This is a genomic window from Vampirovibrio sp., from assembly GCF_041737375.1.
GTDB lineage: Bacteria > Cyanobacteriota > Vampirovibrionia > Vampirovibrionales > Vampirovibrionaceae > Vampirovibrio.
Genome location: NZ_JBGSRV010000002.1, coordinates 52,913 through 66,826, shown reverse-complemented (window position 1 = coordinate 66,826; position 13,914 = coordinate 52,913). Strand labels below are relative to the sequence as shown.

13 protein-coding genes are annotated in these 13,914 nt (G+C 51.6%); 4 read left to right on the top strand and 9 right to left on the bottom strand.

Annotated elements, in window-relative coordinates:
- Window positions 1–21 precede the first annotated feature (21 nt).
- Entirely contained in the window at window positions 22–2,928 is a 2,907-nt protein-coding gene (gene uvrA, locus ACEW81_RS00595) for an excinuclease ABC subunit UvrA (RefSeq protein WP_373531016.1), read from the bottom strand.
- A 150-nt stretch (window positions 2,929–3,078) separates the two neighbouring features.
- Between uvrA and ACEW81_RS00590 the strand changes: the two genes are divergently transcribed.
- Both ACEW81_RS00590 and ACEW81_RS00585 read left to right on the top strand, forming a co-directional pair.
- Window positions 3,079–3,945, top strand: a complete 867-nt coding sequence (locus ACEW81_RS00590; protein ID WP_373531015.1) for a hypothetical protein — start codon at window positions 3,079–3,081, stop codon at window positions 3,943–3,945.
- Between the two features lie 53 nt (window positions 3,946–3,998).
- Window positions 3,999–5,387, top strand: coding sequence for a tetratricopeptide repeat protein (locus ACEW81_RS00585; protein ID WP_373531014.1), 1,389 nt, complete (start codon window positions 3,999–4,001; stop codon window positions 5,385–5,387).
- 82 nt (window positions 5,388–5,469) lie between these two features.
- On the opposite strand, the gene ACEW81_RS00580 is transcribed toward ACEW81_RS00585, so the two are convergent.
- Window positions 5,470–6,957, bottom strand: coding sequence for an MptA/MptB family glycosyltransferase (locus ACEW81_RS00580; RefSeq protein ID WP_373531013.1), 1,488 nt, complete (start codon window positions 6,955–6,957; stop codon window positions 5,470–5,472).
- Entirely contained in the window at window positions 6,954–8,228 is a 1,275-nt protein-coding gene (locus ACEW81_RS00575) for an amidohydrolase family protein (RefSeq protein ID WP_373531012.1), read from the bottom strand. Before ACEW81_RS00575 ends, ACEW81_RS00580 begins: the two co-directional genes overlap by 4 nt.
- A gap of 221 nt (window positions 8,229–8,449) precedes the next feature.
- Between ACEW81_RS00575 and ACEW81_RS00570 the strand changes: the two genes are divergently transcribed.
- Both ACEW81_RS00570 and ACEW81_RS00565 read left to right on the top strand, forming a co-directional pair.
- On the top strand, window positions 8,450–8,590 hold the full coding sequence (locus ACEW81_RS00570) for a hypothetical protein (RefSeq protein WP_373531011.1): 141 nt from the start codon (window positions 8,450–8,452) through the stop codon (window positions 8,588–8,590).
- A gap of 66 nt (window positions 8,591–8,656) precedes the next feature.
- On the top strand, window positions 8,657–9,970 hold the full coding sequence (locus ACEW81_RS00565) for a lysophospholipid acyltransferase family protein (protein ID WP_373531010.1): 1,314 nt from the start codon (window positions 8,657–8,659) through the stop codon (window positions 9,968–9,970).
- A gap of 66 nt (window positions 9,971–10,036) precedes the next feature.
- On the opposite strand, the gene rpsI is transcribed toward ACEW81_RS00565, so the two are convergent.
- The 6 genes from rpsI to rpsD are packed head-to-tail and all read right to left on the bottom strand — an operon-like array spanning window position 10,037 to window position 13,909.
- A complete protein-coding gene (gene rpsI / locus ACEW81_RS00560) occupies window positions 10,037–10,444 on the bottom strand; it encodes a 30S ribosomal protein S9 (protein ID WP_373531009.1) in 408 nt (135 codons plus the stop codon).
- Window positions 10,444–10,890, bottom strand: a complete 447-nt coding sequence (gene rplM / locus ACEW81_RS00550) for a 50S ribosomal protein L13 (RefSeq protein ID WP_472922799.1) — start codon at window positions 10,888–10,890, stop codon at window positions 10,444–10,446. The genes rpsI and rplM overlap by 1 nt, the downstream gene beginning before the upstream one ends.
- Window positions 10,862–11,779, bottom strand: coding sequence for a tRNA pseudouridine(38-40) synthase TruA (truA, locus tag ACEW81_RS00545; RefSeq protein WP_373531008.1), 918 nt, complete (start codon window positions 11,777–11,779; stop codon window positions 10,862–10,864). The genes rplM and truA overlap by 29 nt, the downstream gene beginning before the upstream one ends.
- Window positions 11,780–11,820: 41 nt before the next feature.
- Window positions 11,821–12,234, bottom strand: a complete 414-nt coding sequence (gene rplQ / locus ACEW81_RS00540) for a 50S ribosomal protein L17 (protein WP_373531007.1) — start codon at window positions 12,232–12,234, stop codon at window positions 11,821–11,823.
- Between the two features lie 34 nt (window positions 12,235–12,268).
- Window positions 12,269–13,246, bottom strand: coding sequence for a DNA-directed RNA polymerase subunit alpha (locus ACEW81_RS00535; protein ID WP_373531006.1), 978 nt, complete (start codon window positions 13,244–13,246; stop codon window positions 12,269–12,271).
- Window positions 13,247–13,300: 54 nt separating this feature from the next.
- A complete protein-coding gene (gene rpsD, locus ACEW81_RS00530) occupies window positions 13,301–13,909 on the bottom strand; it encodes a 30S ribosomal protein S4 (RefSeq protein WP_373531005.1) in 609 nt (202 codons plus the stop codon).
- Window positions 13,910–13,914: the final 5 nt, after the last annotated feature.

Here is a 13,914-nt window from a genome sequence, read left to right as displayed (position 1 = left end):
CCAAATAATAGCAGGCAGCGTTTATTTAAAATATCGCTTTAAAAACTGCCCGGTGTAGGAATCTTCACAGCGGGCAATGTCAGCAGGTGTGCCTTCCGCCACCACATACCCGCCCCGAGTGCCCCCTTCTGGCCCCATATCAATGACATGATCGGCCACTTTAATGAAGTCCAGGTTATGCTCAATCACCACCACCGTGTTACCCTGATCCACCAGCCGGTTCAGGATATGCAGCAGGTTTTCCATATCCGCCCAGTGCAGGCCGGTGGAGGGTTCATCCAGCAGGTACAGGGTTTTGCCGGTGCTTCTGCGGCAAAATTCGGTGGCCAGCTTCACCCGCTGGGCTTCTCCCCCGGATAGGGTAGGGGCAGGCTGTCCCAGTTTAATGTAATGCAGGCCCACGTCATTCAACACGCCCAGCATTTTCTGGATGCGGGGCAGGGTGTGGAAAAATTCGTAGGCCTCGGCCACGGTCATATCCAGCACATCGGCAATGTTTTTGCCGTGGTACAGCACTTCCAGCGTCTCCGGGTTGTAGCGTTTGCCGCTGCACAGCTCGCAGGTAATATGCACATCCGGCAAAAAGTTCATTTCTTTTACAATGACCCCATCGCCCTTGCAGGCTTCGCAGCGTCCGCCGGACACGTTAAAGCTGAAGCGTCCCGGTTTATAGCCTCGCACCTTGGCTGCCTCGCTATTGGTAAACACGTTGCGAATGGGATCAAAAATGCCGGTATAAGTGGCCGGATTACTTCGGGAGGAGCGCCCGATGGGGGACTGATCAATATCAATAAGCTTGTCCAGATGCTCCAGCCCGGTGATTTTCTGGTAGCCGTCCGGCTTCACCAAATGCTCGCCAAAGTGATAGCGCACCGCTTTGTACAGCAAATCAAACACCAGCGTGGATTTGCCGGAGCCGCTCAGCCCGGTGACGCAAATCAGTTTTTCCAGCGGAAAGTGAACGGTAATGTTTTGCAGGTTATGAAAATGGGCCTTGTGGACGGTCAGATTGTTTCCGTTGCCTGCCCGCAAGCTTTCGGGAATTTGAATGCTGCGCTTGCCCGATAAATATTGCCCGGTCAGGGATTCCGGGTTTTTCATCACCGTTTTGGGAGAGCCTTCCGCCACAATGCGCCCTCCGTGTACCCCGGCTTGCGGCCCAATATCCACCACCCAGTCCGCCGCCCGGATGGTGTCCTCGTCATGCTCCACCACAATCAGGGAGTTGCCCTGATCGCGCAGCTTTTGCAAGGTTTGAATCAGCTGGTTGTTGTTGTGCTGGTGCAGCCCAATGCTGGGTTCATCCAAAATATACAGAATACCAGACATAGTGGCCCCCAGCTGGGAGGCTAACCGGATGCGCTGGGCTTCTCCCCCACTCAGGGTGGCCGCTGGACGTGCCAGAGAGAGGTAATCCAGCCCCACTTCCAGCAAAAAGCGCAGCCGTTGCTCGACCTCGTGCAACGGTTGCCGGGCAATGGTCAGTTGAAACTCGCTAAGGGTGTCCGGCACGCTTTGCACAAACAGCAAGGCATCCCGAATGGACAGTTCACAGAGTTGATGGATATTTTTGCCCTGCTGATGATTGCCCAGAGTTACCGCCAGACTAAACGGCTTGAGTCTGGCCCCGTGGCAGGCCTCACACTCTCGCTCTCTCATAAAGGTGCGGATATACGACTTGGTGCTGTCGCTACCATGTTGCAGGCGGCGCTTCATAATGCTAATCACCCCGTCAAATCCGCCCACAAAGTCAAACCAGTCCGATTCATCCTCGTCTTTTTCTCCGGCAAAGCCAAACCCTTCGTGAACCAGGGTATCGCCGCTTACTTTTTTACTGAATTCTCCGTACAGTAAAAAGTTTTTCTCTTCTGCCTTTAGCTTGGCAAAGGGAATGGTGGTGGAAAATCCGTGTTTTTTGGCCAGTTTTTTAATGAAGGTGGCGTAGTAGCGGCCTGTAAATTTTTCAAAGGGTGCAATGGCCCCTTCTTCCAGTGTTTTATCGGGTTCTGGTACCAGCAAATCTTCGGCAATCTCAAATTGTACGGCCAACCCTTGGCATTGCGGGCAAGCCCCGTAGGGCGAGTTGAAACTGAACAGCCGGGGCGACATTTCCTCAATGGCGGCCTTGCCCTCGTCGTCATCTCCACCGCTGGAGAGGTGCATGGAAAAGCTGTAATCCTGAGTGGTGGCCCCATCGGCCCCCACCAGTTGAACCTGCACATAGCCATCCGATTTTTTCAGGGCCGATTCCAGCCCCTCCATCAGGCGCTGTCCGGTGGTATCATCTGGCTTCAGCACCAGCCGATCAATGATCAGTTCAATATCGTGGCGCTTGTTGCGCTCGAGCCGGTAATCTTCCGGTAGTTCTTCCAGCAGGTGCATTTGGCCATCAATGCGTACCCGCACATAGCCTTCTTTGCGCCATTGGCGAAACTGGGCGTTGTATTCGCCTTTTCGGCCCCGCACCACGGGAGACAGAATTTGCAGCTTGCCCCTTTCCGGTAAGCGGCGAACCGCGCTGTAAATGCTTTGCAAGGTGTGAGTGGTTAAGGCTTCCCCGGTGTCCGGGTTGTGTGGGGTGCCAGCCTTGGCGTAAATCAGGCGCAGGTAATCGTAAATTTCCGTCACGGTGCCCACGGTAGAGCGGGGGCTTTTGGAGGTCGATTTCTGGTCAATGGCAATGGCGGGGGATAAGCCTTCAATGCTCTCCACATCAGGCTTTTCAAATTGCCCGATAAACTGGCGGGCGTAAGAACTCAGGCTTTCCACATAGCGCCGCTGTCCTTCCGAAAAAATGGTATCGAAGGCCAAAGAAGATTTGCCAGAGCCGGACACCCCGGTAAATACCACCAGTTTGTCTCTGGGAATCGTCAGGCTGACATCGGACAAATTATGCTCATTGGCGCGCCGAACCCTGATTTCATTCATAAAGTGATTATCCTGCTCTGTAGGTATGCTGCTTTGTGTTTGGAGGACGCTTAACCCGTTCACTTGTTCTGAAACGGGTCGTGCTTAGTTCACCATTCAAGTTTGGTGACCGGGTGCCGATATCAGGAAGGTGCGCCCACAGGAGTTTCCATGACTTTTTTCCAAAACGATCGACCCCCTTCATCAAAACCGGGTGAGGAAGAGCGTGTTCTTCCCCATTCTCCCAGATCCGCCCCGCTTTTCAAGCAGGAGGCAAGTCCATTGGGTCCCTTGGGCGGACATCCTGTTTCTTTGGGGGCTTATGTGGCCCAGCATTTGAACGAACAAAAGCAGGCCCCTCCAGCGCCGGTGGCTCCGACTCCGCCACGAGGCAGCTTTGTGAATGCCGCCAAGCCACGGCGTCAGCCCTCAGAACATGCCACCACCGGACAGTTTCTGAACAGTCTGGATGTGGATTTGCCCTCCGGGCTGGAACAGTATTTGCCCACCCCGGTTTTTCGGCTGCGGGTTGTTAAAAAGCGGTTGGATGGTGAGATTGCCGAACTACAGGGCTTACTGTTTAAGTATAAAAGGCTGGATCAGCCTTCACCCGATTTGCGAGAGCGTATTTCGGCGGTGCAGCACCGGCTGCGGGTGCTGGAAAATCATGAACGCCGGGTGAGCTGGCAGTTGGCGGAAGCGATTCCCATGGGTGTGTTGTGTTACCAGCTTTCTCAAATGATGGGTGGACTTCAGCAGCAGTGGAGCCGTTCTTCTTCGGCCTTTTGGCAACGGTTGGTGCGGTTTTTTTACGGGCAATCCTATTGGGTTATTTCGGCGGCCAGCGTTGAATTGATGGCTTTGGAGAGCATTTATAGAAAGCGAATGGGAGACAGTGGCACGCCCAGCGCTGAATTGGGGCAGTTGGTGAACCGCTATGAAAGAACCTTGGCCATGGCTGAAAAGAAAGCAAAAACGCTTTCTGCAAATTCCTTTTGGCGTCAGCTGTGGCAACAGGCCCGTGGTCTGGTAGAATAAATGAAAGAGATAGAGCAGCCGTTGACAGAGCGGAAAGTTCATCAAGAGAGGCTATGAGTAAATACAGCCGTCGGCGTCGGCCACGACAGATATTTTTGGGTAATTTTTACCTGAATCCCAGTGTTCAGTACCTGACCACGGTGATTAGCGCCATCGCATTGGCGGGCTTTGTGTTTTCCGGTTTTCTATTGTTCCGCTTCACGGATGAGGAGGACTTGATTAACCGGGGCAAAACCCAGTTGATGGAAGGCAAAGTGGCTTGGGCCGCCAAAACATTCCAAACCCTGGTTACCCATCACCGGGATAGCTATGAGGGTCACTTGCTATTGGGGCAGGCTTACCTGCAACTGGATGAGCGGCGCAAAGCCGAGCAGGAATTTGAAATTGCCGCTTCCTTGAAAAACAAAAGCAAGGATACCGCCCCGGAAGTGGCCATGAGCAAAGTGGCCATGGCGCAAAGCGATTTTGGCCGGGCCGAAAAAATTCTGACCCAGGCTTGGCGTAAAAACCGGGATGACGTGGCCTTGAAGCAAGCCTTGTTTGAACTGTACGAGCATTGGGGCAACACCCTGTATGAGGCGGATGCCAAGGATTATGCCCAGATTATTCAAAAATATCAGACCGCTTTGTACTATGTGAACGACTATCAGGCGCAACAAAACATTGAAGAGCGTATGGTGGAAGCCATTCAATCTTATACCGAGCGCTTAATCGCCATTCGGGAATATGATACGGCCATTCAGCAATTGAAAATCTCCTTGCGCTACAAATATTTGCCGGATACCTTGGTGCAAATCGCCGAAATTTACTCCCGCACCAACCGGCTGGATGACTCCATTACCTGGTTCCGTAAGGCGTTTGATGTCAGCCCCAACGTGGTGGGCTTGCGTTTAACCAATGCCTTGCTGGAAAAAGGCCAGCAGTTAAGCAAGGCCAAACAGCCGGAAGAGGCTAAAAAATATCTGGATGAGGCGGATAAAATCAGTCAGGATGCCAAAATTTCTCTGGATTCCTTGTATCCGGTCAGCGTTTCCAGCGTGAAAATTGACAATGACATGGATGAGGTGACCGGCGAGTTTGAGCCAACGGTCAGCGTTCAGCTTTCCAATGACTCTACCCGTGATTTGAATTTTCTGGCGGTGAAGGCGGAGTTTGTGTCTGGCAACAACACCATTGCGGTGGTTACTCAAAAGCTGGCCACCCCGGATAAGCCCTTTCCTTCCCGATTGTTGAAAACCTGGCGCCCCGTGAACCGGGTTTCGCTGGATTTAAAACCAGACAACAAGCTGAACGTGCATGCCTTGCAGGACGGCAAGCTGACTGTTAAAATTTCCATTGCTTATCGAGATGGCAACGAGGCGGTCTGGAAACTGAAGTCCATTCAGGAAGCCAGCATTTCCACCGGCACCTTACGTCCGGTTCTGGAAGCCAAGCCGGTTTAGTCGGTCTTAACGCCCTCTAATTCAGCGCTGCTGTTTTTGTTGGCGTCGTCTCGCTGCCTGTTTCCAGTTGAGCCAATGCGTTTTAGTCGGTTGGGCTGGAGCGGAACAGCCGTGTGTTTTTCCAGGCCAGCCACGCCGGAACCAGTGTGAGTATGACCACGTTGAGTACCGGCAGGTTTTGAAAAACGGTGAATCCTGCCAGTTGAAACAGGCAAAAAATCAGGGTAAATTGCCGCAGTTTGCTTTTTTCGGGGAGAAGCAGGGTGAGCGGCAAGAACATAACCGGGTACCACGGGTGGAACTTGGCGCTTACAAAGGCAATCATCACCAGCGTGACCAGCGCAATTTCATAAAATACAGCGGCTTCGGTTATTTTGGCCCGCAGGCACTGAAAAATTCGCCATCCATAAAATCCAATGAACAGCGACCAGAACAACGGCTTCAGAATTTTGAGGAAGCCCTCACTGAGGGCTTTGGCTGGCAAATGCAGCCATTTGAGGGGGTAATAAACAAGGGATTCCAGCATGCTGATGATGGAATGCTGGGGTTTTCCGGCGTTATCCAGCATATCCCGCCATTGCCAGGGTTGATGGGCATCAATATAGCCATTGGCCAGCCATCCGGTTAACAGAAAAGACAGCGCAGCACCCAACAACAACGCCTTATAGGCTTTTTGCCGAAACAGGTAAATCACCACAAAGGGCAGCGCCAGCAGCGTGGCGTATTTGGTCAGAATGGAGAGGGTCAGCAGGGGTAGGCTAATCCAGCGGAATCGCTCACTCAGTAGACAGGCCAGCGATGCCATCAGCAAAAAGGCCATGGCGATATCGTTATGGCCATTGCCCATGGCATGCAGCAACACCAGCGGATTGGCCCCAAACAGATAAGCGGCCAGCCAGGGGCGCTTTAATTCCAGCCGAGCGCCAATGTGAGCAATGAGGCCGGTGGTGCCTAGTAAAAGAAACCAGTTCAGGGTTTTAAATAGTAAAAAGGCAGAGATAAAAGAATGACCCGCCCAACCAGTTAGCCACTCGGCCAGCCGGGCAAAGAAAAAGCCGTAGGGGCAGGGGTTGTCAATCCAGTGGGCATGCAAAAGGTGGCTGTCTTGCCAGTGCGGGATTTGGGCAATGGTGGTGACGTAGGGGTTGGTGTGAAACACGCTCTGCTGGAAGCCCCGGTTCAGGTAGCCAAAAATATCGCTACTGTGAAACGGCGTGACCCAAATTAACAGTCCCCCGCAAAGGGCCGCCCATAGTAGCACGGTGACGGCTAAAGTGGGGTTTTTGTCCTGTTCCTGTGTGGGTGCCGCATTGAGGCCAAGAAATCCCCGGTAAAATAGCCAGCCCAAGGCGGCAATGGCAACGGCTTCCAGCGCATCCAGCAGCACCCGGCTGGGCAACTCTTCCAAGCCCGGAAAATGCCACAGGGTAGCCTGCCAGCTTTCTCCCATGTGGGTGGATAGGCCGCTATCGGTGGGGCCTGCGTAGTAAAGCAGCAACAAAGAGGGCAGTAAAAACAGGGCGTAGAGGCTGATACTGCCAATGAGAAAGGGGCGTAAGGGCTGGTTCAAGGTTCTTCTCCCGTCAACAGGCTTTCCCCGTCCACCATCACGTGAATCACCCGGGTGTCAGCATCAAAGATCATCGCCGCTGGCAAGCTGCCTTGTGCCGAGGCGGTGGCTTGCCAAACCACCAAATCCGCCTGCTTACCGGCTTCTAAACTGCCCAGCGCCTGAGCCATTTGCAACACCTTGGCCCCACCCATGGTGAGGCTGTACAGGGCTTGTTCAGGCGTCCAGTGGTGCTGCCCAATGGCACAACGGGCCTCGTCTCGCAAATCCAGATTGGGAGTGCTGAGGCGGCCATCGGTTCCCAACCCCATGGGAATGGGGCTGTCTTGCCAGTGGGGCCAATGCAGGGTTTGGTTGTGCAAGGCCAGGTTACTGCGGGGGCAATGGGCAATGCCCACCGGAAAAGAGGCCATCAATGCTCGATCGTGGGCGGTGGTGTGAATGGCATGCGCCAGCACGGTGGGGGTTTCCAAAAGGTGATGGTTGAGCAGCGTTTGAATGGGAGAAGAGGTAGGCTGTTTGGGCTTGAACGTTTTATTCAGTACTTGCTGATGCAACTTGTCGATATCAGAAGGGTTTCCGGCCAGGTAATGGGTTTCCGCCTCAAATTCGGCCATATGGGTATGGATTAGGGGCGGATGAAGCGCTGCTTGCAACGCTTGCCATGCCTGAGGCGATACATTGTAAAGCGAGTGCGGGGATAGGCCAACTTGAACGCGGGGATGGCCTTGGGCGCTATCCTGTAGCGCTTGGTATTGTTTAAGCCAATGCTCAATCTGGATCGGCTCAAAGCCGGGGTGAAACACTTCCAGAGAGACGAAGCCTTTTAATCCGGTTTTTTGAAGCGCGGTTAAGCTCTCAGCACCTGAAGCGATATCGTTGAGGAAGGTGGTGCCGGTTTTTAACGCCTCTTCAGCGCCCTGTAGGCAGCGATTGAACTTGGCTTCCGGCTCGTTTTGGGGACGAGTGGTCTGGATGACATTCAGCAACCAGTCTACAAACGGTTCGGTTTCCGCCTTGGGTATCGGCTTTGGAAAGCTTTGCTCCAGGTGAACGTGGGTGTTGATTAGCCCCGGCGTGATTAGACTGCCTGCTTGCGGCGGCGGAACGGCCCATGATTCCGGCAGTTCGTTGTAATGACCTACGGCCTGAATCCGCTCCCCCTGAATGGCCACAAAGCCCCATTCAATGGGTGCGCTGGAAACGGGCAAAATCCATTGGGCTGTTAAATAGTGGATTTGTCGGTCTGAGGTTTCAATCATTGCGCTCATGCTCTTTGTAATCCAGCATAGACCGAGCATTGCCCCGCGTAAACCAAAGCGTGTAACTTGGCGGGAATAAATGGCCTCTGATGGCTGCCCTTGTTATAATGCATTCAGGTTTGCCCTTTGCCTGAGTCATCGGGTATCTGTGGTTTCCTTGAGCCTATAGTTACGGCCACTTTTATTGCATTCTATTTTCCAGTCGCTGAGAGAAAGGTAACTCTACCGCCATGAGCGTAAAAACCAAACCCGGCTTTTGGGCCGCCAATCCCGAAAGAGCCATGATCGTGATGTTTCCCCTGATTTCCTTTTCCCTGTTTTTGGTGGGCGCCATTCTGTGGTGGCTGGTTCAGCTGCTATTGTCCTTTTAAGCAACTGGCAGAAAGATTCTTCCACGGCATTGATGGGCTAATTGAATGACGGGAGGGGGAGCGGGGATGTCTGGTCGTGCTTTTTTATCGCCTATTATAAACCCTCTGGTGGTCAATGCGGTGCGCTGGCTGCTACCCTTTATGATGCGTAACCAGTTTGGGGGGCTGAAAGTCCGAATTTCAGACGCGGATTTGGCAAAGCTCAGGCAGTATCGAGGGCGGCGTATGTTGCTATTGCCCAATCACCCCACGGGTGAGGAACCGCTGATTCTTTTTGAGGTGGCCAAGCGGCTGAATGAGGTGTTTCACTTTGTGGCCGCCCGAGAGGTATTTGACTGGGAGCATGGTTTCAGAGGCTGGGTTTTACGCCGGGTGGGCGCTTATTCCGTCATTCGGGGGGCGGCGGATCGGGACTCTTTCATGATGTCCCGGAAAATTTTGATGGAAGGGCTTCATCGTCTGGTTATTTTTATTGAAGGCGAAATTTCCCGAGGCAATGAGACGTTGATTCCGTTTGAACCCGGTGTAATACAACTGGCCTTTTGGGCGCAGGAATGCTTGGCCAAGGAGGCTGCCAAGCTGGCCAAACTCAGTCCGCATTTGGCGGAGGCCACCTATCCTCCGGTTTATGTGGCGCCGATTGCCATCAAGTATTTTTACGCGCCGGGCTATGATCCGGCCATGGCGCAGGCCCTGATTGATTTGGAAAAATCGGTGGGACTCCATCCCGATCCGGCGGATGATCGATATGTCCGCATTCGGGCGGTGGGTGAGGCTGTGTTGAAAGTGCAAGAGGACTTGCATCAAGTGGCGGCTTTGCCCCAAGCCACTTTTACCGAACGGGTGGATGCCATTCGCAATCGAATGCTTCAAAAAATGGAGCTGTTTTTAGGCCTGAAGCTTGATTTGGAGGCCCCTGCCCTGAATCGTTTACGGGAAATCCGCAACACCATGGATCATATGATTCATAGCTACGATGATCCGGCTGACCTGAGTGATTATGAAAAGCGGATGGTTGAGCATTTGCGCCTGACGCTCAGTGAGTTCTACAAAGACTTGGACCGGGTGGTTTATTTTTTAACCTACGATGAAACTTACCTTCGTGAAAATCGTTCGCCCGAGCGGTTTATTGAAATGATTCGCCGCCTGGAGCGAGAAATTTATGGAGAGGCCCGCCTCAACCATCCACGTATCGCCATGGTTCAGTTGGGTAAGGTACTCAATTTACAAACTCACTTTCAGGCGTATGAAGCTGATAAAAAAGGCTTCGTCCGGCAAATCGCGGCGAATCTGGAAGAGGATATGCGCCAGTTAATTCTGAATATGCCCAATCCCTTTCACCTTCATCCCGATTCCTCTTCCGAGCCCTGCCAACAATAGCGCTATAAAAATGCCTCCGGGAAAACCCTGGAGGCATTTTTTGAAGTCCTGCGGAATCGGTGCGAATTAACGCTTGGAGAACTGGGAAGCTTTCCGGGCTTTTTTCAAGCCGTATTTTTTCCGCTCTTTCACACGCGCATCACGGGTTAAGAAACCTTCTTTACGCATGACCACTTCGTACTCTTTGCTAATGGTTTTCAAAGCACGGGCAACACCCATACGAATGGCGATGGATTGACCCACAATGCCGCCACCGGTTGCGTTAACCAATACGTTGTAACGATCTTCCACACCAGCAGCCACCAAAGGTTGCTTAACTGGAATGTGAAGCGTTTTACGGTTACCCAGGTACTGATCCATGGACTTGCCATTGATAATGACCTGGCCATTGCCGGGAATCAAACGGACACGAACAATGGCTTCCTTACGACGGCCAGTGCCACGAGTACCTACTTTAGGATATGCGGCTGCCATTATTTAGCGCCCTCCTTTACGAACTGGTAAGAAACTGGTTTTTGAGCGGCATGCGGATGCTCAGCGCCAGCGTACACAAACATTTTTTGGAATTGCTGACGGCCCAACGTATTGTGAGGCAGCATGCCTTTGACGGCGATTTCCAAAACCTTGTGCGGGCGGTTGGCAATCATGTCGCAAAATTTAACGGTTTTCAATCCACCGGGATAGTGAGAGTGACGGCGGTACAGCTTGGTGGTGTTCTTGCTGCCAGACACTCTGACTTTTTCAGCGTTAACCACGATGACGAAATCACCGGTATCAACGTTAGGGGTGTACTGAGGTTTTTGCTTGCCACGCAGTATGTTGGCAATCTCGCTGGCAAGGCGGCCCAAGGTCAGACCTTCGGCGTCAATTACCCACCAGGTACGCTCAAGCTCAAGAGGCTTTGCGGAATAGGTTTTCATTTTGCAGGGACTCCATTTGGTTCAATTTGAATAGTTGGGTGAGCTGTCGGACGCGTAAATCCGACTCGAAGTAGTTGAACGGGGAGGGGTAGATAATTGCCATCAGGCTTAAACCTTCAGGACGAGCCGTAAAAGCCGCTTTTGAACGGTCTTGCTCGGCCAGCACGTCTAAAATGTTTTCAGGAGACTGGGAAGTTTCGGTATTCCCAATGAACAAAAGCTGACCTGCTATATTCCTGACCATTTTATACAGAAAACGGTCGGCGGCAACGTCAAAATTAATAAAATCCTGATCCCGGCTAACCTGAATATGGCGAATATCGCAGATATCATTGGTAATCGGGCTGTCTGAATCTTTGAAACTTTTAAAATTATGAGCGCCTAGCAACAACTGGGCGGCCTGATTCATGCGCTCCGCATTCACCGGCTTGGCATAATGCATACAATCAGGACCCATTAAAGCGGTACGATTCCGACCGTTATAGATACGGTAGCGATACCACTTATATTGTGCGTCCCGGCGACTGTGAAAATGCTTGCTCACAGTCAAACAGCAGTCACGAATCGCTACACTGTCTGGAAGCTGGGCGTTGAGCGCAGCAGGCAAGTTCTGTACGTTGATCAAAGCCTCTTTTGCAATGTCAAAGTGCGCCACTTGCCCGTGAGCGTTCACACCGGCATCAGTTCGCCCGGCAAAGCTAACGGCAGAGGTTTTCAGGTTCAGCTTTCGCAAGCCGTCTTGTACGGACGATTGCACTGTTTGCAGATGAGGCTGGAATTGGCTGCCATGAAAAAATTGGCCACAATACTCAACCAGAAGAGCGATTCTTATAATCGAATCGCTCTCTTCTGGTTGAAGATAATTGGATTGTACCGTGACGTCTGTCATGCCTGTTTCTTTTCAAAGCTTGCCAAATAACCGGTAAAACTCTATTCAGCCAACTCGAAAGTCAGTTGAATCAAAGCCATCGGAGCAGCATCACCACGACGGGGAGGCATTTGAACCACGCGGGTATAACCACCCTTGCGGTTTTCAAACCGGGGGCCAACCTTACTGAAAATACGGCGAAGCACAGTTTCCGGCACTTCTCTGTTTTTCTCATCAGTTAGCATTTCACCCGTACGGCTATGATAAATCAGGTTTCTGACCTGACGAATCGCATGGACATCACCGCGTTTTGCCAAGGTAACGATGCGATCAGCGTGTTTTTTCAAAGCTTTAGCCCGCACCAAGGTGGTGGTGATCTCATCATGCGTGAACAAGCTGGTGGCCAGCGTGCGGATCAACGCCTTGCGCTGGTCAGCGGGTCTGCCCAAGTGGTCAACTTTACAGCGGTGTCTCATGATGGGTTCCTTTTATTTGAGGGGATTTTAATATTTATTCTACGTCAACGGGAAGGACAGTTCCTTCTGGGTCGGGACGCAGGAACAAGGCGAATGCTTGCAAGCGCTCAATCACTTCATCAGAAGACTTTTTACCGAAATTCTTGATGTTCAGCAAATCGTTCTCTGATTTGGTCAGGAGTTCCGCAATACTGTTGATGTTGGCCCGTTTCAAGCAGTTAAAAGCACGTACAGACAGCTCTAAATCTTCAATGCTGATATTAGGAGCTTGTACTTCTTCCTTGCTTTCAATTTCCTGCTGGGCTTGAGTGACCAACGTTGGAATGCCACTCAGGGAAGCGATCGGAACCAAATGCTCAATCAGCATATTGGCCGATTGGCTCAAAGCGGAACTGACATCCATGCTGCCGTTGGACCAGATTTCAAGCAAGAGCTTGTCATAATCGGTACGTTGGCCTACACGAGTATCTTCAACGCTGTAAGCAACCCGGCGAATGGGCATAAATACAGCATCCAGCGTCAACGTATCCACAGCCTTGTTGGAGGTGTTGGTATCAGCAGGAACATATCCTTTGCCCACTTCTGCGGTCATTACCGCATGGAGGCTTGCCCCTTCACTTAAAGTACAGATGTGCCAATCGGGGTTTACGATTTTTACATCCGCAGGGACTTCAAGATCGCCAGCCACAACGGGGCCCACTTTATCTGCATCCAGTCGGATGTAGAGTGGTTCATCGCTGTTACTTTTCAGCACAACGCCTTTAAGGTTCAGCATTACATCAAGCACATCTTCTACCACACCAGGAATGGTGGTGAATTCGTGTGTAACGCCTTCAATACGCACAGAGGTAATTGCACAGCCTTGCAAGCTGGAAAGTAAGACTCTTCTTAAAGAGTTACCTAAAGTAGTGCCGTAACCTCTTTCCAGTGGCTCGATTACAAACTTGCCATAAATGGAACCATCGGAATCAGTGGTTGTATTGACACATTTAATGTTCAGCGGCTGATCCATGTATTCTGTTACTCCAAAATTAATGCTTTTACGAGTAGATCAATGCGACTAGGATTAACGAGAATAGTATTCAATGATCAGTGCTTCGTTAATGGTCTGATCCAGATCTTCACGCTCAGGAATGCTCTTGAACTTGACGACCAGATTATTCTCATCGACTTCCAACCAATGGGGGACCATGGGGGTGTGGTGAGGATTAGCTGCTTGCAGCGTTTTGACAAGCGCCTTGCTCTTTTCACGCACGGTTAGCAAATCACCAGGCTTCATTTGGTAAGAAGCAATGTCAACTTTGTGACCATTTACTTCCACATGCCCGTGACTCACTAGTTGGCGAGACTGAGGACGTGTTGTCGCCAACCCAGAACGAAACAAGATGTTGTCCAGGCGACTTTCAAGCAATTGCAATAAAATCGTTCCTGTAACGCCTTGTTTGCGAACAGCCTTGTCGTAAGTGCGGCGGAATTGTTTTTCAACCAAGCCGTAAGTACGGCGCACTTTTTGTTTTTCTGCCAACTGGACAGCATATTCAGATAGTTTTTTACGAGCAGCGCCGTGTTGACCCGGCGGGTTGCTGTTTTTCATTTTCGCGGCTTTGGGGCTGATATCAAGGATAGTACCAGCTCTACGGCTTTGCTTGAAGATTGAATCGCGATAACGTGCCAAGACAA

Coding starts and splice junctions, on each gene's coding strand:
- uvrA (WP_373531016.1), bottom strand. CDS start 2,928: ATGAATGAAATCAGGGTTCGGCGCGCCAATGAGCATAATTTGTCCGAT.
- ACEW81_RS00590 (WP_373531015.1), top strand. CDS start 3,079: ATGACTTTTTTCCAAAACGATCGACCCCCTTCATCAAAACCGGGTGAG.
- ACEW81_RS00585 (WP_373531014.1), top strand. CDS start 3,999: ATGAGTAAATACAGCCGTCGGCGTCGGCCACGACAGATATTTTTGGGT.
- ACEW81_RS00575 (WP_373531012.1), bottom strand. CDS start 8,228: ATGAGCGCAATGATTGAAACCTCAGACCGACAAATCCACTATTTAACA.
- ACEW81_RS00570 (WP_373531011.1), top strand. CDS start 8,450: ATGAGCGTAAAAACCAAACCCGGCTTTTGGGCCGCCAATCCCGAAAGA.
- ACEW81_RS00565 (WP_373531010.1), top strand. CDS start 8,657: ATGTCTGGTCGTGCTTTTTTATCGCCTATTATAAACCCTCTGGTGGTC.
- rpsI (WP_373531009.1), bottom strand. CDS start 10,444: ATGGCAGCCGCATATCCTAAAGTAGGTACTCGTGGCACTGGCCGTCGT.
- rplM (WP_472922799.1), bottom strand. CDS start 10,890: ATGAAAACCTATTCCGCAAAGCCTCTTGAGCTTGAGCGTACCTGGTGG.
- truA (WP_373531008.1), bottom strand. CDS start 11,779: ATGACAGACGTCACGGTACAATCCAATTATCTTCAACCAGAAGAGAGC.
- rplQ (WP_373531007.1), bottom strand. CDS start 12,234: ATGAGACACCGCTGTAAAGTTGACCACTTGGGCAGACCCGCTGACCAG.
- ACEW81_RS00535 (WP_373531006.1), bottom strand. CDS start 13,246: ATGGATCAGCCGCTGAACATTAAATGTGTCAATACAACCACTGATTCC.